The 22,479-nt window shown below is 70.0% G+C and carries 22 protein-coding genes; 10 read left to right on the plus strand and 12 right to left on the minus strand.

What is annotated here, in order from left to right; genetic code table 11:
* Positions 1–113: 113 nt before the first annotated feature.
* Entirely contained in the window at positions 114–662 is a 549-nt protein-coding gene (locus tag ACF08B_RS39105; RefSeq protein WP_392321807.1) for a cysteine hydrolase family protein, read from the minus strand.
* Between the two features lie 83 nt (positions 663–745).
* Between ACF08B_RS39105 and ACF08B_RS39110 the strand changes: the two genes are divergently transcribed.
* The gene (locus tag ACF08B_RS39110) at positions 746–1,309 is read left to right on the plus strand and encodes a GNAT family N-acetyltransferase (protein WP_392321808.1); all 564 of its coding nucleotides are present in this window, start codon (positions 746–748) and stop codon (positions 1,307–1,309) included.
* On the opposite strand, the gene ACF08B_RS39115 is transcribed toward ACF08B_RS39110, so the two are convergent.
* From ACF08B_RS39115 to ACF08B_RS39145, 7 genes are all read right to left on the minus strand, one after another.
* On the minus strand, positions 1,306–2,898 hold the full coding sequence (locus ACF08B_RS39115; RefSeq protein WP_392321809.1) for a type IV secretory system conjugative DNA transfer family protein: 1,593 nt from the start codon (positions 2,896–2,898) through the stop codon (positions 1,306–1,308). The genes ACF08B_RS39110 and ACF08B_RS39115 overlap by 4 nt on opposite strands.
* Positions 2,899–2,910: 12 nt before the next feature.
* The gene (locus tag ACF08B_RS39120; protein WP_093476546.1) at positions 2,911–4,323 is read right to left on the minus strand and encodes an ATP-binding protein; all 1,413 of its coding nucleotides are present in this window, start codon (positions 4,321–4,323) and stop codon (positions 2,911–2,913) included.
* A 14-nt stretch (positions 4,324–4,337) separates the two neighbouring features.
* Positions 4,338–5,894 (minus strand): SCO6880 family protein, encoded by a 1,557-nt coding sequence (locus tag ACF08B_RS39125; protein ID WP_392321810.1) that lies wholly within the window; start codon positions 5,892–5,894, stop codon positions 4,338–4,340.
* Positions 5,891–7,213, minus strand: a complete 1,323-nt coding sequence (locus ACF08B_RS39130; protein ID WP_392321811.1) for a hypothetical protein — start codon at positions 7,211–7,213, stop codon at positions 5,891–5,893. The genes ACF08B_RS39125 and ACF08B_RS39130 overlap by 4 nt, the downstream gene beginning before the upstream one ends.
* Positions 7,203–8,033, minus strand: a complete 831-nt coding sequence (locus ACF08B_RS39135; protein WP_392321812.1) for a hypothetical protein — start codon at positions 8,031–8,033, stop codon at positions 7,203–7,205. Before ACF08B_RS39135 ends, ACF08B_RS39130 begins: the two co-directional genes overlap by 11 nt.
* 165 nt (positions 8,034–8,198) lie before the next feature.
* Positions 8,199–8,507, minus strand: a complete 309-nt coding sequence (locus tag ACF08B_RS39140) for a hypothetical protein (RefSeq protein ID WP_014673544.1) — start codon at positions 8,505–8,507, stop codon at positions 8,199–8,201.
* 331 nt (positions 8,508–8,838) lie between these two features.
* Complete coding sequence (locus ACF08B_RS39145; RefSeq protein WP_392321813.1) at positions 8,839–9,453, minus strand: TetR/AcrR family transcriptional regulator; 615 nt, start codon at positions 9,451–9,453, stop codon at positions 8,839–8,841.
* Between the two features lie 98 nt (positions 9,454–9,551).
* On the opposite strand from ACF08B_RS39145, the gene ACF08B_RS39150 reads away from it, so the two are divergent.
* From ACF08B_RS39150 to ACF08B_RS39165, 4 genes are all read left to right on the plus strand, one after another.
* On the plus strand, positions 9,552–10,478 hold the full coding sequence (locus ACF08B_RS39150; RefSeq protein ID WP_392321814.1) for an oxidoreductase: 927 nt from the start codon (positions 9,552–9,554) through the stop codon (positions 10,476–10,478).
* 124 nt (positions 10,479–10,602) lie between these two features.
* On the plus strand, positions 10,603–11,373 hold the full coding sequence (locus tag ACF08B_RS39155) for a trypsin-like serine peptidase (protein ID WP_392321815.1): 771 nt from the start codon (positions 10,603–10,605) through the stop codon (positions 11,371–11,373).
* A 123-nt stretch (positions 11,374–11,496) separates the two neighbouring features.
* On the plus strand, positions 11,497–12,498 hold the full coding sequence (locus tag ACF08B_RS39160) for a bifunctional lytic transglycosylase/C40 family peptidase (RefSeq protein WP_093476555.1): 1,002 nt from the start codon (positions 11,497–11,499) through the stop codon (positions 12,496–12,498).
* A 230-nt stretch (positions 12,499–12,728) separates the two neighbouring features.
* On the plus strand, positions 12,729–13,433 hold the full coding sequence (locus ACF08B_RS39165; protein WP_392321816.1) for a phosphatase PAP2 family protein: 705 nt from the start codon (positions 12,729–12,731) through the stop codon (positions 13,431–13,433).
* A gap of 63 nt (positions 13,434–13,496) precedes the next feature.
* On the opposite strand, the gene ACF08B_RS39170 is transcribed toward ACF08B_RS39165, so the two are convergent.
* On the minus strand, positions 13,497–15,071 hold the full coding sequence (locus ACF08B_RS39170; RefSeq protein WP_392321817.1) for an FAD-binding oxidoreductase: 1,575 nt from the start codon (positions 15,069–15,071) through the stop codon (positions 13,497–13,499).
* A gap of 323 nt (positions 15,072–15,394) precedes the next feature.
* Between ACF08B_RS39170 and pstS the strand changes: the two genes are divergently transcribed.
* The 4 genes from pstS to pstB all read left to right on the plus strand — a co-directional run bounded on the left by pstS (position 15,395) and on the right by pstB (position 19,542).
* Positions 15,395–16,528: a phosphate ABC transporter substrate-binding protein PstS gene (gene pstS, locus ACF08B_RS39175; protein ID WP_392321818.1), complete on the plus strand. Its 1,134-nt coding sequence runs from the start codon at positions 15,395–15,397 to the stop codon at positions 16,526–16,528.
* Between the two features lie 124 nt (positions 16,529–16,652).
* Positions 16,653–17,660 carry a phosphate ABC transporter permease subunit PstC gene (gene pstC, locus ACF08B_RS39180; RefSeq protein WP_392321819.1) on the plus strand — a complete coding sequence of 336 codons (1,008 nt, stop codon included), beginning with the start codon at positions 16,653–16,655 and terminating at the stop codon, positions 17,658–17,660.
* A complete protein-coding gene (gene pstA, locus ACF08B_RS39185) occupies positions 17,657–18,718 on the plus strand; it encodes a phosphate ABC transporter permease PstA (RefSeq protein WP_392321820.1) in 1,062 nt (353 codons plus the stop codon). The genes pstC and pstA overlap by 4 nt, the downstream gene beginning before the upstream one ends.
* A 47-nt stretch (positions 18,719–18,765) precedes the next feature.
* A complete protein-coding gene (gene pstB / locus ACF08B_RS39190) occupies positions 18,766–19,542 on the plus strand; it encodes a phosphate ABC transporter ATP-binding protein PstB (protein ID WP_392321821.1) in 777 nt (258 codons plus the stop codon).
* Positions 19,543–20,037: 495 nt separating this feature from the next.
* On the opposite strand, the gene ACF08B_RS39195 is transcribed toward pstB, so the two are convergent.
* Together ACF08B_RS39195 and ACF08B_RS39200 are read right to left on the minus strand one after the other, a co-directional pair.
* Positions 20,038–21,036, minus strand: a complete 999-nt coding sequence (locus tag ACF08B_RS39195; protein WP_392321822.1) for an anion permease — start codon at positions 21,034–21,036, stop codon at positions 20,038–20,040.
* Between the two features lie 7 nt (positions 21,037–21,043).
* Positions 21,044–21,664 (minus strand): DUF47 domain-containing protein, encoded by a 621-nt coding sequence (locus ACF08B_RS39200; RefSeq protein WP_073901268.1) that lies wholly within the window; start codon positions 21,662–21,664, stop codon positions 21,044–21,046.
* 218 nt (positions 21,665–21,882) lie between these two features.
* On the opposite strand from ACF08B_RS39200, the gene ACF08B_RS39205 reads away from it, so the two are divergent.
* Positions 21,883–22,188 (plus strand): metal-sensitive transcriptional regulator, encoded by a 306-nt coding sequence (locus ACF08B_RS39205; protein ID WP_073901267.1) that lies wholly within the window; start codon positions 21,883–21,885, stop codon positions 22,186–22,188.
* A 48-nt stretch (positions 22,189–22,236) separates the two neighbouring features.
* Here the strand turns inward: ACF08B_RS39205 and ACF08B_RS39210 are convergent, their stop codons facing one another.
* Positions 22,237–22,404, minus strand: coding sequence for a hypothetical protein (locus ACF08B_RS39210; protein ID WP_392321823.1), 168 nt, complete (start codon positions 22,402–22,404; stop codon positions 22,237–22,239).
* Positions 22,405–22,479 lie beyond the last annotated feature (75 nt).

Raw genomic sequence — 22,479 nt, forward strand, 5'->3', positions numbered from 1 at the left:
TGGTACTGCAGGGGGGACCCTGTGGGAGAGTAGGACGCCGCCGAACAATCTTTGGGAAAACCCCCGCATCCACGGATGCGGGGGTTTTCTGCGTTGTTCAGTTGTTGAGTTGTTCAGAAACTTACTTCTGCCGTCTCCACCGTTCCGCCCTGCCGGCCGGGGGCGCTCTGCCACTGCCAGTAGAGGTTGGTGTGGGCGATCACCTGCTCCGGTGCCGGAGCGCCGTACTTCGTCAGGTCCTCCGTGGTGTGGGCGTCGGAGACCAGCGTCGCGTCGTAGCCGCGCACGATCGCCCCGTGCAGCGTGGAGCGGATACAGGCGTCCGTCTGGGCACCCGAGACGAGGAGCCGGCCCACCTTGTGCTCGGCCAGCACGGTCTCCAGGTCGGTGTCCTCGAAGGAGTCCCCGTACTTCTTGTGGATGAGCGGCTCCGCGTCGAGGCGGGTCAGCTCGGGCACGTACCGCCAGCTCTCGCTGCCGTGCTCCAGCTCCTCGCTCGAGTGCTGCACCCAGACAACCGGTGCACCCGCCGTGCGGGCCTTGTCGATCAGGGTGTTGATGTTCGCGATGACGCCGTCGCGGTCGTGGGCGTCCGCCACCACGCCGTTCTGGACGTCGATGACGAGGACAGCGGTGTTCGGCCGATCGGGAAGTGTGGTCATGCGCCCACCCTAGGAGCGGGCACTGACAGCGGGCACCGGTATTTGAGGTGAGAGATGCCGCGGGGCGTGGCTACCGTAGCTGCATGAACACCCCCACCAGCGACTACACCGTCCGCGCGATACGACCCGAAGACTGGACGGCCGTGCGGCAGCTGCGCCTCGACGCGCTGAAGGACCCGGTCGCCCACCTCGCCTTCCTGGAGACGTACGACGAGGCCGCGGCCAGGACGGACGCCTTCTGGCAGGACCGGGCGATCGGCTCCGGAGAGGGCTCGTCCGCCGCCCGGCAGATCATCGCCGAGGCCCCGGACGGCACCTGGGCCGGCACCGTCACCGTGCTCGTCGAGGAGGCCGGCACGGAGGACTGGGCCGGCCACCCGGTCGAGCGGCGGCAGGGGCACGTCGTCGGCGTCTTCGTGCGCCCCGAGCACCGGGGGAACGGACTGATCAAGGCGCTGTTCGACGCCGGTGTGGAATGGGCGTGGCAGCGCGGCGCCGAGCGGGTACGGCTGTTCGTCCACGCCGACAACGCGCGGGCGCAGGGTGCCTACCGCAAGGTGGGCTTCGTACCGAGCGGGCTGGTCGTCGCGTTCACCAAGGACGAAGGGGAGAACGAGAGGGAGTTCGTCCTGGAGCGCCGGCCCTAGGCCACCCCCGGACGCCCCCCGGACCGCTCCTGGGCCAGGAGCTCCTGCCGCGGCCAGCGGGAACGGGCCTGTTCCTGGGAGCGGAGCAGGACCAGCGTCGGCAGCCCCTGGCCCGGGCCGGCGGCGAGCAGCGCCGGCAGCTCGGGGAAGGGCGCGACGGCGGCGATGTCGTCCAGGACCACCGCGAGTGGTGGGTCGAGCCGACCGGAGGATGACCGTTCGGCCATGCGCCGGCCGCGCTCGACCACGCTGGAGACGAGGGCCGTCAGGAGCGGCATCGCGCCGGGGTTGCTCCGCGGGTCCTCGATGGATTCACCGACCACATAAAGCGTGCCCCCTTCGTGGACGAAGGAATCCAAGGCGAGCGCATCAGTTCGATGGGGAGTGCATGCCTCGCGGACATTGACCGTGAAGAGGGCGGACAGCGCCCGGCTGGTCAACTCCTGGGCGATGTCCCGGCGTTCCGGATGCGCGGTCAGAGCCGCCTCCAGCTCGCCGGCGGCGCCCGGCGCGGCCTTGGGGTGGGTGCGCAGGGTGCGTACGGCGTCCTGCACCTGGGTGCCCTGGGACCAGCGGTGGACATGACGGACGGTGCGGTTCTCCAGGGCGGCGGCGTGGAGGTAGCTGCGCAGGAGGGTTATCGCCGTGTCGGCCACCGCCTGGTCGATCCTGGCCGTGGGCCGCACGGGACCGAGGAGGGCGGTGGCCCTGTTCAGCGCCGTCTGGCGGTCCTCGCAGCCGGCGGTGGGCGACCAGTGGAGGCGGGCCGGGGTGTCGCACAGGTGCGTGGGGTCGTAGAGGAGGGTGGGGCCGAGCTTGGCCCTGGCGTCCTTGGTGTCCTGCCACAGTGCCGGGTTCGAGGTGACGACCAGGGCCGGGCCCTCGGCGTCCCGTACGGCCCGGGCGGCGGCCGGCCGGCGGGTCTCCCGGGAGCCGTAGCGCACCGGGCCCTCGTCACGGGGTGTTTCCTGTGCTTCCCACGTGCCCGCACGCCCCGCGTCCGCGGCGACGGCATCCAGGGCGGCCGGTGCGGACGCCTGTCGCGGTGCCTCCGCCGGCGCCGCGTCCACTGCCTCCACCGCGGCGGCCGGCCGCACCGCCTCCGTCGGCCGTGACTCGGGGACCGGCTCCGGGCGTGGTTCGGGGACCTCATGGGGCTGCTCGGGAGCCTCTGCGGGCCGCTGGGCCGCGGCGGGCGTCGGAGCGGCCGTGTGCGCCCTGTCGGTGGCCCGCCGCGTCTTACCCGCGCGCCAGCGGGTCACCACGCCCAGCGCGAAGACGGTGAGGACGAGCAGGATCATCAGCTGGCCGATGAACAGGCCCCAGAACAGGCCCCAGCCGGACAGCTGGTTGGCCGGGGTGTCCGGCCAGGCACCGGGTACGTCGTGCGGGCGGCCGATCAGATGGCGCATGGCGAGCGGGGTGCGGGTGAACGTGACGCCGTCGGGCCAGGCGCCCCGGGCGCAGAGGGCCGCCAGTCCGGTGGCCGTCCAGACGAGCACGGTCATGCCGAGGAGGAACGCGAGTATGCCGACCAGCAGGCCGTCGGGGATGCCGCCCTGGCCGTCGCGGCGGTCGTCCGGTCTCACCCTGTTCTCTCCCTACGCCACCGTCGATTCCGAGTCGCCGAGGTGCTGCTCCACGAAGGCCGCCGCCCGCTGCTCGGCCTCCAGCTCGGCCGCGTGCAGGGCGTCGTCGTCCGTGAGGTCGCTGGCGGACTCGGTCATCGCGCGGTCGGTGAAGACCAGTGGCCGTTCCGTCTCCGTGACCAGGTGCTTGACCACCTGGACGTTTCCGTTGACGTCCCACACGGCGATGCCGGGCGTCAGCGTCGGAATGATTTCCACCGCCCATCTGGGCAAACCCAGCACCCGGCCGGTGGCCCGGGCCTCGTCCGCCTTCTGGGCGTAGATCGTCCTGGTCGACGCCATCTTCAGGATCGCCGCAGCCTCCTTCGCCGCGGCGCCGTCGACCACGTCGGACAGGTGGTGGACGACCGCCACGAAGGACAGGCCGAGCCGGCGGCCGAACTTCAGCAGGCGCTGGAACAGCTGGGCCACGAAGGGGCTGTTGATGATGTGCCAGGCCTCCTCGACCAGGAAGATGCGCTTCTTCCGGTCGGGGCGGATCCAGGTGTGCTCCAGCCACACGCCGACGATCGCCATGAGGATGGGCATGGCGATGGAGTTGCGGTCGATGTGGGAGAGGTCGAAGACGATCAGCGGCGCGTCCAGGTCGATGCCGACCGTGGTCGGGCCGTCGAACATGCCCCGCAGGTCACCGTCGACCAGCCGGTCCAGCACCAGGGCGACGTCGAGCCCCCAGGCCCGTACGTCGTCTATGGCGACGTTCATCGCCTCCGCCGACTCCGGCTCCGGGTGCCGCAGCTGCTCGACGATGTCGGTCAGGACGGGCTGGCGGTCCAGGATGGTCTCGTTGACGAAGCTGTGGGCGACCTTGAGGGCGAAGCCGGAGCGTTCGTCCAGGCCGTGGCCCATCGCCACCTCGATGATCGTCCGGAGCAGCGCGAGCTGGCCGGTCGTGGTGATCGAGGGGTCCAGGGGGTTGAGCCGGATCCCGTGGTTCAGGGCGGCCGTCGGGTCGAGCCGGATGGGGGTTATCCCCAGCTCCTGCGCGATGAGGTTCCACTCGCCGACCCCGTCCTCGCCCTGCGCGTCCAGGACGACCACCTGCCGGTCCCTGAAGCGCAGCTGGCGCAGTACGTACGTCTTCTCCAGCGCCGACTTGCCGTTGCCGGACTCGCCGAGGACGAGCCAGTGCGGGGCCGGCAGCTGCTGGCCGTAGAGCTGGAACGGGTCGTAGATGTAGCCCTTTCCGGAGTAGACCTCGCGGCCGATGATGACGCCGGAGTCGCCGAGGCCGGGCGCGGCGGTGGGCAGATAGACCGCCTGGGCCTGGCCCGTGGAGGTGCGCACCGGCAGCCGGGTCGTCTCGACCTTCCCGAAGAGGAAGGAGGTGAAGGCCTCGGTGAGGACGGACAGCGGATCCCGCATCGGCGAATCAGCCCCTACCTTCGGATGCCGGTGGCGAAGGGAAGTGTGTTCACGAACGCGCGGTGGTGCTCACGGTCGCACCACTCCAGCTTGAGGTACGACTTGCCCGCGGAGGCTCTTATCGTGCGCTTGTCGCGTGCCAGCGAGTCGGGGGTGCGGGAGGAGACGGTGATGTAGCCGACGAGGTTGACGCCCGCGGCGCCGCTGGCCAGGTCCTCGCCCCGCTGGTCGAGGCGGTTGTGCGCGGCGATGTCCCGGGGGTCCACGGTCCGGTTCATCTTGGCGGCGCGGGAGGCCTCGGCCTCGTCGTTGGTCTTCTCGGTCAGCATGCGTTCGATGGCCACCTCGGTGGGCTCGAGATCCATCGTCACGGCGACCGTCCGGATGACGTCCGGGGTGTGGACGAGGAGCGGGGCGAGGAAGTTGACGCCGACGGGCGTCATCGGCCACTCCTTCACCCAGGCGGTGGCGTGGCACCAGGGGGCGCGGGTGCTGGACTCCCGGGTCTTGGCCTGGAGGTAGGTGGGCTCCATGGCGTCCAGCTCGGCCGGCCAGGCGTTGCGCCGGGTCATCGCCTGGATGTGGTCGATGGGGTGGTCCGGGTCGTACATGGAGTGGATCAGCGAGGCGAGCCGGCCCTGGCCGAGCGGCTGCCGGACGCGGATGTCGGCCTCCTGGAGCCGCGAGCAGATGTCGGTCAGCTCGCGGGCCATGACCACGGCCAGTCCGGCGTCCCGGTCGACCTTGGCGCCGTGCGCGCGGACGGCACGGGCCATCGCGTTGGCCTCGGCGGCCAGGTCGCGGGTGAAGTGCATGCAGGCGACGAGGTAGGCGCGGTGCTGCTCGCTGCTGGTGGACACCATGGACTGGAGCTGCTCGTACGACCCCTGGAGCCAGTCGGGGGAGCGGCCGTCGCCGCGCAGGGCCACGTCCTTGGCGTGCGCGTCCGGGTCGGCGGGCAGCGTGCGGGCAAGCATCTGGAGCCGGGTGACGAAGCCGTCGCCGTTGGCCACGTGCTTGAGCAGCGTGCCGAAGCGGTCGACCAGGGCCTCCTGGTCCTCGGAGTCGCGCAGGCCCACGCCGGGGCCCTCGATCTCGATGGCGGCCGTGACGGTCTTCCGGTCGGCGTGCAGCAGTACGGCGATCTCGTCCGGTCCGAAGGGGGCGGCGAGCCAGGTGATGCGCCCGATGCCGGGGGGCGGGCCGATCTCCACCTCCCGTCCGTCGATCCGGGTGCCGGCGTCCATGGCACCGGAGCGGTAGGTGGCGCCGCGCTTGACGGTGCGCTTGTAGCTGCGGTTGATCTCGAACCACCGGTAGAAGGTGCGGCGCTTGTACGGCACGTAGACCGCGGCGAGCGCGAGCAGCGGGAAGCCCGTCAGCAGCACGATCCGCAGGGACAGGACCGGGACGAGGAGTCCGCACATCATGCCGAGGAACGCGCCGGCGATGATCAGCGCGATCTCGCCGGACTCGCGGTTCCGGCCGACGATCGCGTTCGGCCGGGCGCGGCCGATCAGATACGTACGGCGGGGCGTGACCGGATGGGACAGGTGGGACTCGGTCGTCAACGCCCTTCACCTCCCGAGCGGTTGTTGCGGGTGTTGCTTGCGTGCGGGGTGTTGACCGGGCTGGGCGCGCGGGGCGCGGGCGCGGCGGAGGGGACGGCTCCGCCGTTGCCCCCGGCGGGGGTACGGCTGCTGTGGGCGGCGACTCCGCCGCTGGCGGGGTTGGCCGGGCGCGGGGAGCCGGATCCGCCTGCTCCCGCGTTGCTGTCGGCGCGGGTGCTGTGGGTCTTGATGCCCTGGGCGACGAGGGTGGCGGGGGAGCTGATGACCGCCGCGGCCTTGCCCTCGGCGCCCTGCATGATGCGGTTGTTGCGGGAGCCGGCGAGCTCGTCGCCGAAGCCGGGGACGAAGCGGTAGATCATCGCGCTGGCGAAGATGGCGAGCAGGATGATGGCGAGGCCGGAGACGACGGCGGAGAAGGCGTCGGGGCCGTTGTCGCCGGAGAGGGCGCCGGCGAGTCCGAGCACGATCACGATGACCGGTTTGACGAGGATGACGGCGATCATGACGCCGGCCCAGCGGCGGACGTGTCCCCACAGGTTCTTGTCGACCAGGCCCGCGTAGACGACGGTGCCGAGGAGGGCGCCGACGTAGAGGAGGGCGGCGCGGATGACCAGCTCCAGCCAGAGGATGCCGGCGGCGAGGATGCTGACCAGGGAGACGACGATCAGCATGATCGGTCCGCCGCCGATGTCGTTGCCCTTGCCGAGGGCGCCGGAGAAGGTGCCGAAGAACGTGTCGGTCTGGTCCCCGGTGGCTTTCGCGAGGACGTCCGTGACGCCGTCGGTGGCCGAGACGACGGTGTAGAGGATCAGGGGGGTGAAGGCGGAGGCGAGCACGGTGAGCCACAGGAAGCCGACGGCTTCGGAGATGGCGGTGGTGAGGGGGACACCGCGGACGGCTCGCTTGGCGACGGCCAGCAGCCACAGCAGGAGCGTGAGGATCGTGGACGCGGCGAACACGACGGCGTACTGCTGAAGGAACTTGGCATTGGTGAAGTCGACGTTGGCGGTCTCCTTCACGGCGTCACTGAGCTTCCCGATGGTCCAGGAAGCGGCGTCGGCACACCCCTTGGCAAGCGAGGAGAGGGGGTCGAGGGTGTCGGTGAGGGGGTTGCCGGGGGTGGTGCCTTTGCTGGCTCCGCCGCTGCCGTTCTCGCAGTACTTCTTGGCAGGACCCGCGATGAGGGAGCAGGGGTCGTCACTCTTGGAGGGCTTCGGCTTGGGAGCCGCGGCCGCGCTCGTGGCCAGGAGGACGGCAGTTGTCTGGACGGCGGCCACCAGGCCGGTGAGCTTGAGCGTACGGTGCTGGCTACCGGGCATAGGTGAAGCCTCCGAACTCCTTGACCACCTTGCTGATCTCGTCGGCCCCGGACACCGGGTTGTCACCGGTGACGGGAGTGGGACCGGTCCTCTGGCTGGACTCCCGGACCTTCCAGTCCCCGTCGGTCCAGCTCAGCTTCATGCTCACGGTGAACCAGCTGCTCGTCACCGGATTGGTCGAGTTGTCGCCGGCGATGCCGAACAGGCCGTTGCACCAGACCTCGACCGTGGCCGCGCTGTTCTTGTAGGACGTGGTCTTGGTGCCCACCGGCATGGTGCGGTTGACGAAGGTGTTGTCCTTGGGTGCGCTGCCGTCGGCGTTGAGTCCGATCTTCTGCAAGAAGGCTGCCGAGTAGTCGGCGTCGAAGCCGGACTGGAGGTTGCTCGCCGTGCTGGGATCGGCGATGGTCTGCACGATCTGGTGGCGCACGGTAGTGCTGAACATGCCGTCAGACCCCAGTACCATCGCGAAATTCGCCGCCGCGCTCTCCGCCCCCTGTTGGGTGTGGGGGAAGCCGGAGGGGATGGTGCCGGTCTTGGTTTGTACCGGCTTCGTTCCGGTGGGGGCCGTCGCGGCCGCCTTCGGCTGGGGCTGTTTGTTCGTCGTGGGGTCGGACGACGAGTCGTCGCCGCGGTTCGCGAAGGCGATCGCCGCGATGAGGAGGACGACCACACCGACCACCGTGACCAGGCTCCGGGAGGAGGAGCGGCGGCCGCCGCGGCGTGGAGCGCCGCCGTAGGGGTCGCCCTCGGGCAGCCGGGTACGGGTGTGACCCGCGTCGCCGTAGTCGGTGTAGCCCTGCTCGTCTCCGAGACTCATGCCGCCTGCGCCCCCTCACCCTCGTAGACATACGACGGTAGCCGTGCTGGTTCCCGCGCGGGCGCGGTGTGGTGACTCGACATCAGGGAAACGCAACCTCAGCCGGTGGGCACGACGGGTGGGTGGGGGTGGAGGGGACGGCCGGTTGGCGCGGATGAACGGGCGTCAGACCGCCATGCCGTACACGATGGTGAACAGTGTGCCGAGGGAACCGATGATGAAGACACCGGTGAGACCGGCGATGATGAGGCCCTTGCCCTGTTCCGCGCTGAACGTGTCGCGCAGAGCCGTCGCTCCGATCCGCTGCTTGGCGGCACCCCACACCGCGATGCCCAGGCAGAGGAGGATGGCCACGGCCATGACCACCTCGATCATCACCTTGGCCTCGTTGCCCAGGCTGCCGAAGGGGCCCCAGTCCGGAGCGATCCCGCCGATGATGGTGTTGATGTCTCCCTTGTCGGCCGCAAAGAGCATGTAAGTCACCGCCCCTGGTGGGTAGTTCCGCGAGCACCCCTGCGGTGTGCAGAGGACAGGCCTCATTGTCGCCGACAACGCCGCCAACGTATGTCGACTTGACGTCATTGACTGGCGGGTTTCGTACGAATGGCGCGTACGGTCACTCTGTGTATCACGGCAGGTCACCGCGGGCAACGAGGTCCGACCGGAACCTGTCGTGTGGTTCTGTCGTTGACCCCCTCTACGGCCTTGTCCGTTTTCTGACGGCTGGTCGGGTGAGGTGTCGAGACGATGTTCTCACGGCCCGTCAGGGGGGCGGGGTGCCGGGCCGACGCGGATCGGCCTGCCGTCAGCGGGGCTTGAGGCCGTGCAGGAGCAGGTGGACGTGGGCGTCCAGGCCGGCCAGGGTCTCCTCCGCGTCGAGCGCGCAGCCGGCGATGAGCGCGGCCAGCCCGTGCAGGCTCGCCGCGGCGACGGTGGTGATGCGCTCGGGGTCGCCCTGGACGATCTCGCCCCGCTCCTGGGCGTCCGCGATCATCCGCGTGAAGGAGCCGAGGGACTGGTCCACGGCGGCGGCGAGCTGGGCGGAGCTGTCGGGGTCGTGCTTGCGCGCGAACATCAGCTCCAGGAGCTCGGGGTTCTCGACGGCGAACCCCAGGTAGGCCCGGGCGAGCGCGGTCATCCGCTCCTCGAAGGACTGGTCCGGGAGGTCGGCGGCGCTGCTCAGGGCCTCGTTCAGGCGCTCGTACCCGTCGAGCGCGAGGGCGTCGATCAGGGCCTGCTTGTCCTTGAAGTGCCGGCCCGGGGCGGCGTGGCTCACGCCGATGTCGCGCGCCATCTCGCGCAGCGAGAGCGCGCCCGCGCCCTTCTCGCGCAGCGTGCGCTCGGCGCTTTCGAGCAGGGCGGCGCGCAGGTCCCCGTGGTGGTAGGGGCGGTTCGCGGGTGACGGGGACATGCGGGACATGCGCGCCATCGTATCTCGATGTAGTCGGCGCCAATATAGTTGGCACTGCCATCATTGTTGTCATTGACAGCATTGTTGCTGCTGCCTACATTGGCGTCATGACCGAGACGAGCGCAGCGCGCGGCGAGCGCGCCAAGTGGAACGCGACCCACCTCCCCGACCTGAGCGGCCGCACCGCCGTGATCACCGGTGCCAACAGCGGTATCGGCCTCACCGCCGCCCAGGCGCTGGCCCGGGCCGGTGCGCACGTGGTGCTGGCCGTACGGGACCTCGGGCGGGGCGGCGCCGCGGCGGCGAAGGTGGGCGGCAGCACCGAGGTGCGCCGGCTGGACCTGGCCGACCTGGACTCGGTGCACGAGTTCGCCGCCGGCTGGGACCGTCCGCTGGACGTGCTGATCAACAACGCGGGCGTGATGCTGCTGCCGGAGCAGCGGACGAAGCAGGGCTTCGAGATGCAGTTCGGCACCAACCATCTCGGCCACTTCGCGCTGACCAACCTGCTGCTGCCCTACGTGACCGACCGGGTGGTGACCGTGGCGTCCGCCGCGCACCGCATGGGCGACGGGCGGATCGACTTCGAGGACGTCAACCTGACGCGCGGCTACGGCCCCCAGCGTGCCTACTCCCAGTCCAAGCTGGCGAACCTCCTGTTCACCCTGGAGCTGCAGCGCCGCCTCACCGAGGCCGGATCCGGGGTGCGCGCCCTGGCGGCCCACCCCGGCTGGTCCGCGACCAACCTGCAGAACCACGCCGCCAACCCGGTCGTCCGGGTGCTGATGCGGACCGGCAACAGGTTCCTCGCCCAGGACGACAGGGCCGGCGCCCTGCCCACCCTCTACGCGGCGAGCCAGGACCTGCCCGGAGCGGCCTACGTCGGCCCCGACGGCCTGGGCGAGATGCGCGGTGCCCCCACCCTGGTCGGCCGCAGCGCGGCGGCGAGCGACCCGGAGGCGGCCCGCCGACTGTGGACCCTCTCGGAGGAACTGACGGGTGTGAGGTGGGGCCTGTCCACGACCGTCCGATGACAACCCGTACCCGGCCGACTCCCCGTGCATGAGCCCCAGCGGTGGCGGGAAGGCGGGGACTCACTGGAAATTCTGGGTGAAGCCGGCGCGGGAATCCCACCTTCGTGGGACAGAGTGGGGCCTGATGAAGCGCATCTCACGCAGCTCGGTCACCTCGCGTCCCGCGTTGCTCGGTGCCGTGGTGCTGCTCGCTCTGACCTCGGCCTCCGTGGCCGCCGCCGACGGCGGACCGGGGCCCCTCGGGGTCACCGCGGACGCCGCCGTGACCCGGCAGAGCGTCCGGGTGGGCGCGCTCTTCGCCGAGGACCGGGCGGACCGGCTCGCCGGGGGCCACTTCTGTACCGCGTCGGTGGTGCACAGCTCGCGCGGCGACCTGATCGTCACCGCCGCCCACTGCGTGGACGGACCCGACGGCGACCTGGTGTTCGTGCCGGGCTACCGGGACGGGCGGGCGCCGTACGGGGTGTGGCGGGTGACCCGGCGCTTCCTGCCCGACGGCTGGACCGGGGGCCGGGACGAGGACAGCGACCTCGCCTTCGCCACCGTCGCCGGACCGGACGGCCGGCACGTCGAGGACGTGGTCGGCGCCGACCGGTTCGCGACCGGGACGGCCACCGGCGCCACCGCCGTGACCGTCACCGGGTACCCGGACTCCCGGGAGGTGCCCGTCCGGTGCACCAACAAGCCGGCCCCGCACAGCCGTACGCAGCAGCGCATCGACTGCCCCGACCTCACCGGCGGCACCAGCGGCAGCCCCTGGGTCAACGGCGACGGCCGGGTCGTCGGCGTCCTCGGCGGCCACGAGAAGGGCGGCGCCACGGCGGACGTCTCCTACAGCGTGGTCCTCGGCGGCGAGGCGGCGGAGCTGTACCGGGACGCGTCGAACGCCTCCTGATCCGGGCGGGCGCCGGCGGCCGCGCGACTGAGAGAGCGTCACTCCCGGCCTCCCATCTGTGAAATGACGCCACTTCGCGTCCAAATGGCCGTGAACCGCGCGCGCATGGGGGAAAGTTGAAACGTGCGGAAGGTATGGGTGATCGGTGGGGCGGCCGTCGGGCTCGGCATGGGGTTCGTCATGCTGCTCGTCGTCGGGGTGTACATCGTCGCCGGGAACCTCGTCAACGGAGTGACCTCCGGGGGCCGGGGTCTGGCCAAGGGAGCCGTACCGGCCGCCTACAAGCAGCTCGTGCAGCAGTGGGGCAACCTGTGCCCGGCGCTCAGCCCGGCGCTGCTCGCCGCCCAGCTGTACCAGGAGAGCGGTTGGAACCCGACGGTCGTCAGTCCGGCCGACGCGCGCGGCATCGCCCAGTTCATCCCGAGCACCTGGGCGACGCACGGCATCGACGGCAACGGTGACGGCAAGCGCGACATCTGGGACCCGAACGACGCGATTCCGTCGGCCGCCTCGTACGACTGCGAGCTCGCCAAGTACGTGAAGGACGTGCCCGGGAACACCTCCGACAACATGCTCGCCGCCTACAACGCGGGGGCCTACCGCGTCATAAGGGCGGGCGGGGTGCCGGCCATCAGCGAGACGCGGAACTACGTCCAGCGCATCCGCAGCCTGGAGAAGAGCTTCGCCGCCCCGGTCACCCGGCTCGACCCGACCCGGCAGGCCGCCGGCGCCATCGCCTTCGCCCAGGGCAAGCTCGGCACGCCCTATCTGTGGGGCGGCAACGGCACCGCCGACCAGGGTGGACGCTTCGACTGCTCGGGCCTGACCAAGGCCGCCTACGACAAGGTCGGCATCACCCTGCCCCGGGTGGCCAACGACCAGTACAACGCGGGCGCGCACCCCTCACGGGACCAACTGCTCCCCGGTGACCTGGTGTTCTTCTCGGACGACCTCACCGACTCCCGGGCCATCCGGCACGTGGGTATCTACGTCGGCGGCGGGTACATGATCGACGCGCCCAGGTCGGGGGCGGTGATCCGGTTCGACCCGATCGACACCCCCGACTACTTCGGCGCCACACGGGTCACCGAAGATGGCGCAAAAGCGCTCCCCACGACGGTGTGAACCGAGCGTGAACCCACCCCCTGAGCTGCGGAGATGAGTCTCTCTTCGATAACGTCTGAGTGATCATTCAGTGGAGAGTGGAACGTATTGATGGTGGCTGTGCGTTCCTGTTGACGTAGCCGAGCGGACGTCAGTACGGCAGTGCAGCTGAAGCGGGTCTACGAACCACGGGGGGCAGGACCGACGCACGCCCGGTGCGTCCGGAATGACGACGAAGGGGCCGCAGCACCATGGCTGTACTCGCCGAATCCGGATCGAACCCCGACGTCGACCTGCTCTACGACATCAATGGCCTGGCCAAGGATGCCCCGCGCTGGTTCGACCGGATCATGGAGTTCGTGGGCGAATACGGCCTGCTGCTCGCGATGGTGCTGCTGATCCTGTGGTGCTGGTGGTCCGTGCGGCGCCGCGGCGGCGAGGAGGCGGCGCCCTCGGTGGCCGCGCTCGTGTGGGCCCCGCTCGCGGCCGGCCTCGCGGTCCTGGTGAACGTGCCGATCCGCGGCTTCGTCGAACGCCCCCGCCCCTTCGTCGACCACCAGGGCCTGGACGTCCTCGTCTCCGGCAAGAGCGACTTCTCCTTCGTCAGCGACCACGCCACGATCACCATGGCCCTCGGCGTCGGACTCTTCGTCGCCAACCGGAGGTTCGGTCTCGCCGGCATCGGACTGGCCCTGCTGGAGGGCTTCTGCCGGGTCTACATGGGCGTGCACTACCCGACGGACGTCATCGGCGGCTTCGCCCTCGGCACGGCGGTCGTCCTGCTGCTGTCGCCGCTCGCCACGGCACTGCTCACCCCGCTGATGCGGGCCGTGGAGCGTTCGCCGCGCGCCGGCTGGATCGTGCGGCGGCGGCCGGCGGAGCGGGCGCACCGGGACGCCGTGCTGCCCGGCACCCGCACGCCCCTGGAGTCGGAGGAGCGCGACCTCGCGGCGTAGCCGAACGCTCCCGCGCAGGACTCCGAACGACCCCCCCCGCCCCGCCCCGGCGGGGCAGGGCGCCTACAGTCCCTGTGCGTAGGAGAAGAAGCGCTGCGGGTCGTAGCTCTTCTTCACCTTCGCCAGCCGGGTCGCCGCGTCGCCGTAGTACGCCTTGCGCCAGTCCTTGAGCGTGGGGTCCGTGTAGTTCTGGTACGCCGCACCGGAGGCGTACGGCTTCATCGCGCCGTGCGCCGCGGTCAGCCAGGACTGGGCGGTGCCGCCGGACGCGCCCGCGCCCCAGGAGGCGATGTACTGGGCCAGCATCCGGGAGCGGCGGTGGACGAACGCCGTCGCGGTGGGGGAGACCCGGTTGACCGCTCCGCCGAGGGCCGTGAACGCGATGCTTCCCGCGCCGCCCCGCACCGAGGCGATCTGCTTCAGCACGGTCTGGATGCCCGCGGCGGACAGCGAGCGGTCGAAGAAGTCGGAGCGGGCGGCGTAGGTCTCGCGGCCCAGCTTGCCCTGCGGGGAGCGGCCCGGGGTGGAGCCGGGCAGATGGCACTGGGCGTCGGTGGAGAAGGAGGAGCAGCCGGCGTAGATCTCCATCGCCTCCTCGTAGCCGCGGCGGCGCAGGGAGACGGAGGAGGCGTTCGCCCCGGCCTTGTGGGCCAGGCGGTCCACGGCGGTCTGCAGCTCGCCGTAGGTACCGAGGGAGAAGCAGGCCACCGAGACGGTCGGGGTCCGGCCCGGGGAGCAGGCCAGGTGCAGGGAGGACCAGATCTCGTCGGGCTGGGTCGGGCCCCACTCCTGCCAGGCCTTGAGCACCGCGGCCGCCTTCGACCACGGCCACGTCATGTACGCGGTGACCGCTTGCGGTGCCGCGTGGGTCTTGAAGTGCAGTTCGGTGACGACGCCGAAGTTGCCGTTGCCCGCGCCGCGCAGCGCCCAGAAGAGATCGGAGTGGTGGGTGGCGTCGGCGGTGACCTGGGTGCCGTCGGCGGTGATCAGTGTGGCCTGGGTGAGGCTGTCGCAGGTCAGGCCGTAGGCGCGGGAGGCGACACCGTGGCCGCCGCCGAGCACCAGGCCGGAGACGCCGACGGTGGGGCAGGAGCCCGCGGGTATGGTCACGCCCTTCGCGGCCAGCGCGCGGTAGACGTCGATCAGCTTCGAGCCGGCGCCCACGACCGCCTGCCCGCCGCTGACCCGGATCCGGTTCAGCTTGGAGACGTCGAGGATCAGGCGGTTGTCGCCGGAGGAGTAGCCCGCGTAGGAGTGGCCGCCGTTGCGTATGGACACCCGGATGCCGTGCGCGTGGGCGTAGCTCAGGGTCGTACGGATGTCGGCGGCGTGCGCGACGTAGGCGACCGCGGCGGGCTTCAGGCCGTCGAAACGGGTGTTGTACAGCTGGTGCGCCGTCTTCCAGGAGGCGTCGCCGGGCCGCAGCAGGGTGCCGTCGAGATCACGGGCGAGGGCGGCCCAGTTCGCGGCGGCGCCTGCGCTGGTGGTCTTCAGGGAGGTAAGAGACGATGAGCCGGGCGACGGCGTGCGGCTGTGCGCCGTCGCGGAGGCGGAGTGGTCCCCGTCCGCACCGCACGCGGTCAGTGCGGTCGTCGCGAGGGCGGCCGCGCCGCCCGAGATGAACGTACGCCGTTCCATGTCCGTCGCCTTTCCTCGGCTCTCCTGGAACGAGACGACGGTGCGTGCGGCGGGGTTCCCCCGAACGAGCTAAGAACGTCGAATATGTGTGCGTGCAACCCAAAGGTTGGAACCTCCACGTGCCCTCCCCGTAAGCATTCCGTGACCTCACCGGGCTGACGGCAGGGGTTCACCCGCCGTTCACTTCCGGCCATCGGCGGCTTCACCTGTTCTGCCTAATTTCGGCCGTGCACGGTGCGGAGGGGCGGCAAGACATGCGCCCACCTCACCTCACGACCTCGCACGCCGCCGACAGCGGCGGCTTCAGGAAGGAACACCCGAAAGTGAAGCTTCAGCGCAAGAACCGGCTGCGCGCCCTCTCCCTCGGTGCTGTCGCCGTCTCCGGCGCCCTGGCCCTCACGGCGTGCGGCTCGGACGACAACGGTGACGGTGGCAAGGCGACGGGCAGCTCGAGCGCGGCCGCGAACGCCGGCTCGATCAAGTGTGACGACGCCAAGGGTCAGCTGCTCGCCGACGGCTCCTCCGCGCAGAAGAACGCGATCGACGCCTGGGTCAAGGAGTTCTCCAAGGCCTGTGGCGTCCAGATCAACTACAAGGGTGGCGGCTCCGGCGCCGGTGTGACCGCGTTCACGCAGGGCCAGGTCGCCTTCGCCGGTTCCGACTCCGCGCTGAAGCCGGAAGAGGTCACCGCTTCCAAGAAGGTCTGCAACGGCGGCCAGGGCATCGACCTCCCGATGGTCGGCGGCCCGATCGCCCTCGGTTACAACGTCCCGGGTGTCGACAACCTGGTCCTGGACGCCCCGACCCTTGCGAAGATCTTCGACAGCAAGATCACCAAGTGGAACGACCCGGCGATCGCCAAGCTGAACAAGGGCGTCAAGCTGCCCGACCTCAAGATCCAGGCGTTCCACCGCTCTGACGAGTCCGGCACCACGGACAACTTCACCAAGTACCTGATCGCCACCACCCCGGGCAACTGGAAGTACTCCGGCGGCAAGGCCTGGCAGGCCAAGGGCGGCCAGTCCGCTCCGCAGTCCGCGGGTGTGGCCCAGCAGGTCAAGCAGACCTCCGGCGCCATCGGCTACTTCGAGCTGTCCTACGTCAAGGACGGCATCAAGGCCGTTTCCATCGACACCGGTGCCAGCAAGCCGGTCGCGCCGAGCTCCGACAGCGCCACCGCCGACATCGCGGCCGCCAAGGTCGTCGGCACCGGCAAGGACCTGACGCTGCAGCTCGACTACAAGACCAAGGCCGAGGGTGCCTACCCGATCACCCTGGTCACGTACGAGATCGTCTGCGACAAGGGCAACAAGGCGGACACCCTGCCCGCCACCAAGGCCTTCCTCCGCTACATCGCGAGCGAGGACGGTCAGAAGGTCCTCTCGGGCATCGACTACGCGCCCGTCCCCAACGAGATCATCGCCAAGGTCCGCACCACCATCGAGGGCCTGAGCTGACCTGATCCGAGAGTGCGGCCCGGTCCACACGGCCTCCCCGGGGACCGGGTCGCACCGTCCGGTGCACCGCCGCCAAGAGTCGTCACCCCCCAGGGGTGCACGGCTCAGCAGACCGGAGAACCCGATGGACATATCGACGAAGACGACAGACGCATCTCCCCCCACCCCTCAGCCTTCCGTGGTCGAGCTGAAGCGCGCCGCCCGCGGCGCCACCCGGCCCGGTGACCGGATCTTCCTCGGCCTCACCCGCGGCTCGGGCATCCTGCTGCTGGTGATCATGGCCGCGATCGCGGTCTTCCTCACCTACCGTGCCTCCCTCGCGATCAGCAAGGACCACGGCAACTTCCTGACCACCTTCGAGTGGAACACCAACCTCATCCCGCCGACCTTCGGCATCGCGGTCCTGGCGTTCGGCACGATCGTCTCCTCGGTCGTCGCCATGCTGCTCGCGGTCCCGGTCGCGGTCGCCATCGCGCTGTTCATCACGCACTACGCGCCGCGCCGGCTCGCCGGTCCGGTCGCCTACGTGATCGACCTGCTCGCCGCCGTGCCGTCCATCGTGTACGGCCTGTGGGGCGCGCTGGTGCTGGTCCCGCACATGAACGGCCTCTTCGGCTGGCTCAACGACTTCTTCGGCTGGACCGGCCTGTTCTCCTGGGAAGAGGGCGCCCCGCGTTCGATGCTCACCGTGGGCATCCTGCTCGCGATCATGATCCTGCCGATCATCACCAACGTGAGCCGCGAGGTCTTCCGCCAGGTCCCGCAGATGCACGAGGAGGCGGCCCTGGCTCTCGGCGCCACGCGCTGGGAGGTCGTCCGCATGTCCGTGCTGCCCTTCGGCCGCTCCGGCGTGATCTCGGCCTCGATGCTGGGCCTCGGCCGTGCGCTGGGCGAGACGATGGCCGTGGCCACCGTGCTCTCCCCCTCCTTCGACATCCAGGCCAGCCTGCTCAACCCGGGCGGCGGCACCTTCGCGCAGAACATCGCCAGCAAGTTCAGTGAGGCGACGGAGTTCGGCCGGGACGCGCTCATCGCGTCCGGTCTGGTCCTGTTCGTCATCACCCTGCTGGTCAACGGCGCGGCCCGGCTGATCATCGCCCGCCGTGCGGAGTACTCGGGGGCCAACGCATGAGCACCGCAGCCGTCAGCCACAAGCGTCACAGCACCCTGCGCGGCGCCAGCCTGCCGAAGTGGTCGCCCTGGGCGATCGCCGCCGGCTCGCTCGCCCTCGGCATCGGCATCTCGCTGGCCGCCGGACTGCACAGCAGCGTCCAGTGGGGCCTGATCGCCGCCGTCCTGTTCGTCCTCGGCACGTACGTGATCGCCGCGCGCGTCGAGGGCCGCCGGCAGGCCAAGGACCGCATCGCGACCAGCCTCGTCTGGGTGGCCTTCGTGGTCGCCGTGGTGCCGCTGGTCTCCCTGATCTGGGTGACCGTCGCACGCGGTGTGAAGGTCCTCGACGTCTACTTCCTGACCCACTCGATGGGTGTCGTCGCCGACACCGAGCCCGGCGGCGGCATCTACCACGCCATCATCGGCAGCCTGGAGCAGGTCGGCCTCGCCACCCTGATCGGCGCCCCGATCGGCGTGCTCACCGCGATCTACCTGGTGGAGTACGGGCGGGGCAAGCTCGCCAAGGCGGTCACCTTCTTCGTCGACGTCATGACGGGCATCCCGTCGATCGTCGCGGGTCTGTTCATCCTCAGCCTGATGCTCATCTTCAAGATGCAGCCGTTCGGCTTCGCCGGTTCGCTGGCCCTGGCCATCCTGATGATGCCGGTCGTCGTCCGCTCCACCGAGGAGATGCTCAAGCTCGTCCCGAACGAGCTGCGCGAGGCATCCCTGGCCCTCGGCGTGCCGAAGTGGCGCACGATCCTGAAGGTGGTCCTGCCGACCTCCATCGGCGGCATCACCACCGGCATCATGCTGGCGGTCGCCCGCATCGCCGGTGAGACCGCGCCGGTGCTGCTGCTGGTCTTCGGCAACCCGTTCATCAACAACAACCCCTTCGAGGGTGCGCAGGCGTCGCTGCCGCTGTACATCTACCAGCAGTTCGCGAACAGCGCGGGTAGCGGTGCGGCGTACGACCGTGCGTGGGCGGCCTCGCTCGCGCTGATCGCCTTCGTGATGATCCTCAACCTGGTGGCCCGCGGAATCGCCCGCTGGAAGGCCCCGAAGACCGGTCGCTGACGCGGCCACACAGCGACCGAGCCTGAATTTCTGGAAGTGAAGTAGACATGGCCAAGCGAATCGACGTAAGCGGACTCACCGCCTACTACGGATCCCACAAGGCGATCGAAGACATCTCGATGACCGTCGAGCCGCGTTCGGTGACGGCGTTCATCGGCCCCTCCGGCTGCGGCAAGTCGACGTTCCTGCGCACGCTGAACCGCATGCACGAGGTCACCCCGGGCGGCCGCGTCGAGGGCAAGGTGCTCCTCGACGACGAGGACCTGTACGGCACGGGCATCGACCCGGTGTCGGTGCGCCGCGAGGTCGGCATGGTCTTCCAGCGCCCGAACCCCTTCCCCACGATGTCGATCTTCGACAACGTGGCGGCGGGGCTGCGCCTGAACGGCAACTACAAGAAGAGCCAGCTGAGCGACATCGTCGAGAAGTCGCTCAAGGGCGCGAACCTCTGGAACGAGGTCAAGGACCGCCTGAACAAGCCGGGCTCCGGGCTCTCCGGTGGCCAGCAGCAGCGTCTGTGCATCGCCCGGGCGATCGCGGTCGAGCCGAAGGTGCTGCTGATGGACGAGCCGTGCTCCGCGCTGGACCCGATCTCCACCCTCGCCATCGAGGACCTGATCGGTGAGCTGAAGGAGCGCTTCACGATCGTCATCGTGACGCACAACATGCAGCAGGCGGCGCGTGTCTCGGACCGTACGGCGTTCTTCAACCTGGCCGCCGTCGGGCAGCCGGGCCGGCTGATCGAGATCGACGACACCGAGCGGATCTTCTCCAACCCGTCCGTGCAGGCCACGGAGGACTACATCTCCGGCCGCTTCGGCTGACGGACACCGCGGTCCCGGCCGGTCCGAGGACGCGCGCACGAACCCCTCGCGGTGCTGCATGGCGGTGCCACCGCGAGGACGCAAAAGGGCCCGCCCCCGGTCAACGGGGGCGGGCCCCTGCGTTTCGCCTCCGGCGGGGTGCCGCACTCAGGTGGTGCCCGGCGCGCACGGCGAGCCCGGACCTTCCGGCGCCGGCCCCGGCGCCCGGGCCGGAAGCCTGGAAGCGGAGCCGGCCGCAGGCCCTGGCGCTCTTGGGCGGCGTGAGGCGAACCGATGGGGCGGGGGTCGGGGGGCCGGTTCGCCTGGTGAGCGCCGGGTGCGGCCTGTCCGGACCGCTCGCGTACGCGCCCCGCGGCGGTCGCCGGCCCGGCCCGCCGGGGGCCGGCCCATCCCCGCCGCTCGCCCCTTCGTGCCGTGGGCTGAAAGCCGGACGCCCACCCCCTGTCCCGGTTTCGGCCGGGGGTGGAGGTGGGCGGGGCTGTGCGGAGAGGGGCGCTACAGGACCGTCAGGTTGATCAGGCCGAAGGCCGCCGCGGCCACCAGGGCCGCCGCCGGCATCGTGATGAACCAGCCGAGGACGATGTTCTTGGCCACGCCCCAGCGGACGGCGTTGACCCGCTTCGTCGCGCCGACACCCATGATCGCCGAGGTGATGACGTGGGTCGTGGAGATCGGCGCCTTGAAGATGAACGCCGTGGTGAACATGATCGACGCACCGGTCGTCTCGGCGGCGAAACCCTGCGGCGGGTCGAGCTCGATGATCTTGCGGCCGAGGGTCCGCATGATGCGCCAGCCACCCGCGTACGTGCCCAGCGACAGCATGATCGCGCAGACGATCTTCACCCACACCGGGATCGGGTCGCCGTACGTCTCGTGGCCGGAGATCACCAGCGCCATCACCACGACACCCATCGTCTTCTGGGCGTCCTGGAGACCGTGGCCGAGCGCCATGCCGGCGGCCGACACGGTCTGCGCGATGCGGAAGCCCCGCTTCGCCTTGTGCGGGTTGGACCGGCGGAACAGCCACATGATCGCCGTCATCACCAGATAGCCGACGATCAGACCGACGACCGGCGACAGGAACATCGGGATGATGACCTTGTCGACGACGCCGTTCCACAGCACCTCCGTGCCGCCCGCGAGGGCCGCGCCCACCAGGCCGCCGAACAGGGCGTGGGAGGACGAGGAGGGCAGGCCGAAGTACCAGGTGATCAGGTTCCAGACGATCGCGCCGACCAGGGCCGCGAAGAGGATCGCCATGCCCGTGGAGCCCTTGGGCGTCTCGATCAGGCCCTCGCTGACGGTCTTGGCGACCCCGGAGCCCAGGAAGGCGCCGGCGAGGTTCATGACGGCGGCCATGGCGAGAGCCGCCCGCGGGGTCAGCGCCCGCGTCGACACCGACGTGGCGATCGCGTTCGCGGAGTCGTGGAAGCCGTTCGTGTACGTGAAGAAGAGCGCGACCGCGATGGTCACGATCAGGGCGAAGGTGTCCATCGACGCCTCAGGACTCCTTGACGGCGATGGTCTCCACCGTGTTCGCCACGTGCTCGAACGCGTCCGCCGCCTCTTCCAGGACGTCCACGATCTGCTTGAGCTTCAGCACCTCGATCGCGTCGTACTTGCCGTTGAAGAGGTGGGCGAGCAGCTTGCGGTGGATCTGGTCCGCCTGGTTCTCCAGCCGGTTGACCTCGATCCAGTACTCGGTGAGGTTGTCCATCGTGCGGAGGTTCGGCATGGCCTCCGCCGTCAGCTCGGCCGCTCGGGCCAGCACCTCGATCTGCTGCTCGACGCCCTTCGGCAGCTCCTCCACGTTGTAGAGGACGACCAGGTCGACGGCCTCCTCCATGAAGTCCATGATGTCGTCGAGCGACCCGGCGAGGGTGTAGATGTCCTCCCGGTCGAACGGCGTGATGAAGGAGGAGTTCAGCTGGTGGAAGATCGCGTGCGTGGCGTCGTCACCTGCGTGTTCCGCTGCCCGCATACGCTCCGCGATCTCGGCCCGGGCGGAGGAGTCCGCCCCGAGCAGTTCCATCAGGAGCTTCGAGCCGGTGACGATGTTGTCCGCGGATGCGGCGAACATGTCGTAGAAGCTCGTCTCCCTGGGGGTCAGACGAAAGCGCACGTGGGGTCCTCGGGGTGCTTCGGTTTCGGTCAGGCTGATGCTAGGCGCATCATCCGGCCACGGCTATCGGGCCGCATCCCAGTGTCGCCCATCGGGCAGAGTGATCAGCACGGGGGCGTACCAAGGGCTCTGTACCCCGCAAAGTTGGTTACCATATACCCACCAGGGGTATGTATCCCGGATTGTGTCCACACCTCGTCCCGAGACGGAGGCCCGCGATGACGACGACCGAGGCCGGCGCCACGCACGGCTACCACAAGCAGAAGGACGAGCACCTCAAGCGGCTGCGCCGGATCGAGGGGCAGATCCGCGGGCTGCAGCGGATGGTCGAGGAGGACACGTACTGCATCGACATACTCACGCAGGTCTCCGCCTCCACCAAGGCCCTGCAGTCCTTCGCGCTGCAACTGCTGGAGGAGCACCTGCGGCACTGCGTGGCCGACGCGGCCCTCAAGGGCGGTGACGAGATCGACGCGAAGGTCGACGAGGCGACGAAGGCGATCGGCCGCCTGCTGCGCACCTGAGCCGGGCGACTCGGGGCCGGCGCCCGGGGCCGGATCCGCTCCGGCGGATCAGTCCTGCCGCTCCTCGGCCACCCGCAGCACCTCGTCGATGCTCTCCAGGCTGAGCCGGTCCTCGGCCGCCGAGGCCGCGATGATCAGCTCTCCGCACAGCTCGATCTCGGCGAGGGCCACGTGGTCCTGTACCGCCGTACCGCCGACCGGGGCCACCCGCCTCACCTCTCCTCCGCCGTCACCGACTTCCTAGAGTAGGCAGGGCTCCACACACCGCGCATGGCACGGACGGGCTACTTA

This window comes from Streptomyces sp. NPDC015139, assembly GCF_043079785.1.
Lineage (GTDB): Bacteria > Actinomycetota > Actinomycetes > Streptomycetales > Streptomycetaceae > Streptomyces > Streptomyces albidocamelliae.

Bases quoted from the DNA above. Each gene is read 5' to 3' on its own strand.
- ACF08B_RS39105 (WP_392321807.1), bottom strand. From the start codon at position 662: ATGACCACACTTCCCGATCGGCCGAACACCGCTGTCCTCGTCATCGAC.
- ACF08B_RS39135 (WP_392321812.1), bottom strand. From the start codon at position 8,033: ATGAGTCTCGGAGACGAGCAGGGCTACACCGACTACGGCGACGCGGGT.
- ACF08B_RS39145 (WP_392321813.1), bottom strand. From the start codon at position 9,453: ATGTCCCGCATGTCCCCGTCACCCGCGAACCGCCCCTACCACCACGGG.
- pstC (WP_392321819.1), top strand. From the start codon at position 16,653: ATGGACATATCGACGAAGACGACAGACGCATCTCCCCCCACCCCTCAG.
- ACF08B_RS39165 (WP_392321816.1), top strand. From the start codon at position 12,729: ATGGCTGTACTCGCCGAATCCGGATCGAACCCCGACGTCGACCTGCTC.
- ACF08B_RS39120 (WP_093476546.1), bottom strand. From the start codon at position 4,323: ATGCGGGATCCGCTGTCCGTCCTCACCGAGGCCTTCACCTCCTTCCTC.
- ACF08B_RS39130 (WP_392321811.1), bottom strand. From the start codon at position 7,213: ATGCCCGGTAGCCAGCACCGTACGCTCAAGCTCACCGGCCTGGTGGCC.
- ACF08B_RS39110 (WP_392321808.1), top strand. From the start codon at position 746: ATGAACACCCCCACCAGCGACTACACCGTCCGCGCGATACGACCCGAA.
- pstB (WP_392321821.1), top strand. From the start codon at position 18,766: ATGGCCAAGCGAATCGACGTAAGCGGACTCACCGCCTACTACGGATCC.
- pstA (WP_392321820.1), top strand. From the start codon at position 17,657: ATGAGCACCGCAGCCGTCAGCCACAAGCGTCACAGCACCCTGCGCGGC.
- ACF08B_RS39140 (WP_014673544.1), bottom strand. From the start codon at position 8,507: ATGCTCTTTGCGGCCGACAAGGGAGACATCAACACCATCATCGGCGGG.
- ACF08B_RS39170 (WP_392321817.1), bottom strand. From the start codon at position 15,071: ATGGAACGGCGTACGTTCATCTCGGGCGGCGCGGCCGCCCTCGCGACG.
- ACF08B_RS39195 (WP_392321822.1), bottom strand. From the start codon at position 21,036: ATGGACACCTTCGCCCTGATCGTGACCATCGCGGTCGCGCTCTTCTTC.
- ACF08B_RS39205 (WP_073901267.1), top strand. From the start codon at position 21,883: ATGACGACGACCGAGGCCGGCGCCACGCACGGCTACCACAAGCAGAAG.
- ACF08B_RS39155 (WP_392321815.1), top strand. From the start codon at position 10,603: ATGAAGCGCATCTCACGCAGCTCGGTCACCTCGCGTCCCGCGTTGCTC.
- ACF08B_RS39150 (WP_392321814.1), top strand. From the start codon at position 9,552: ATGACCGAGACGAGCGCAGCGCGCGGCGAGCGCGCCAAGTGGAACGCG.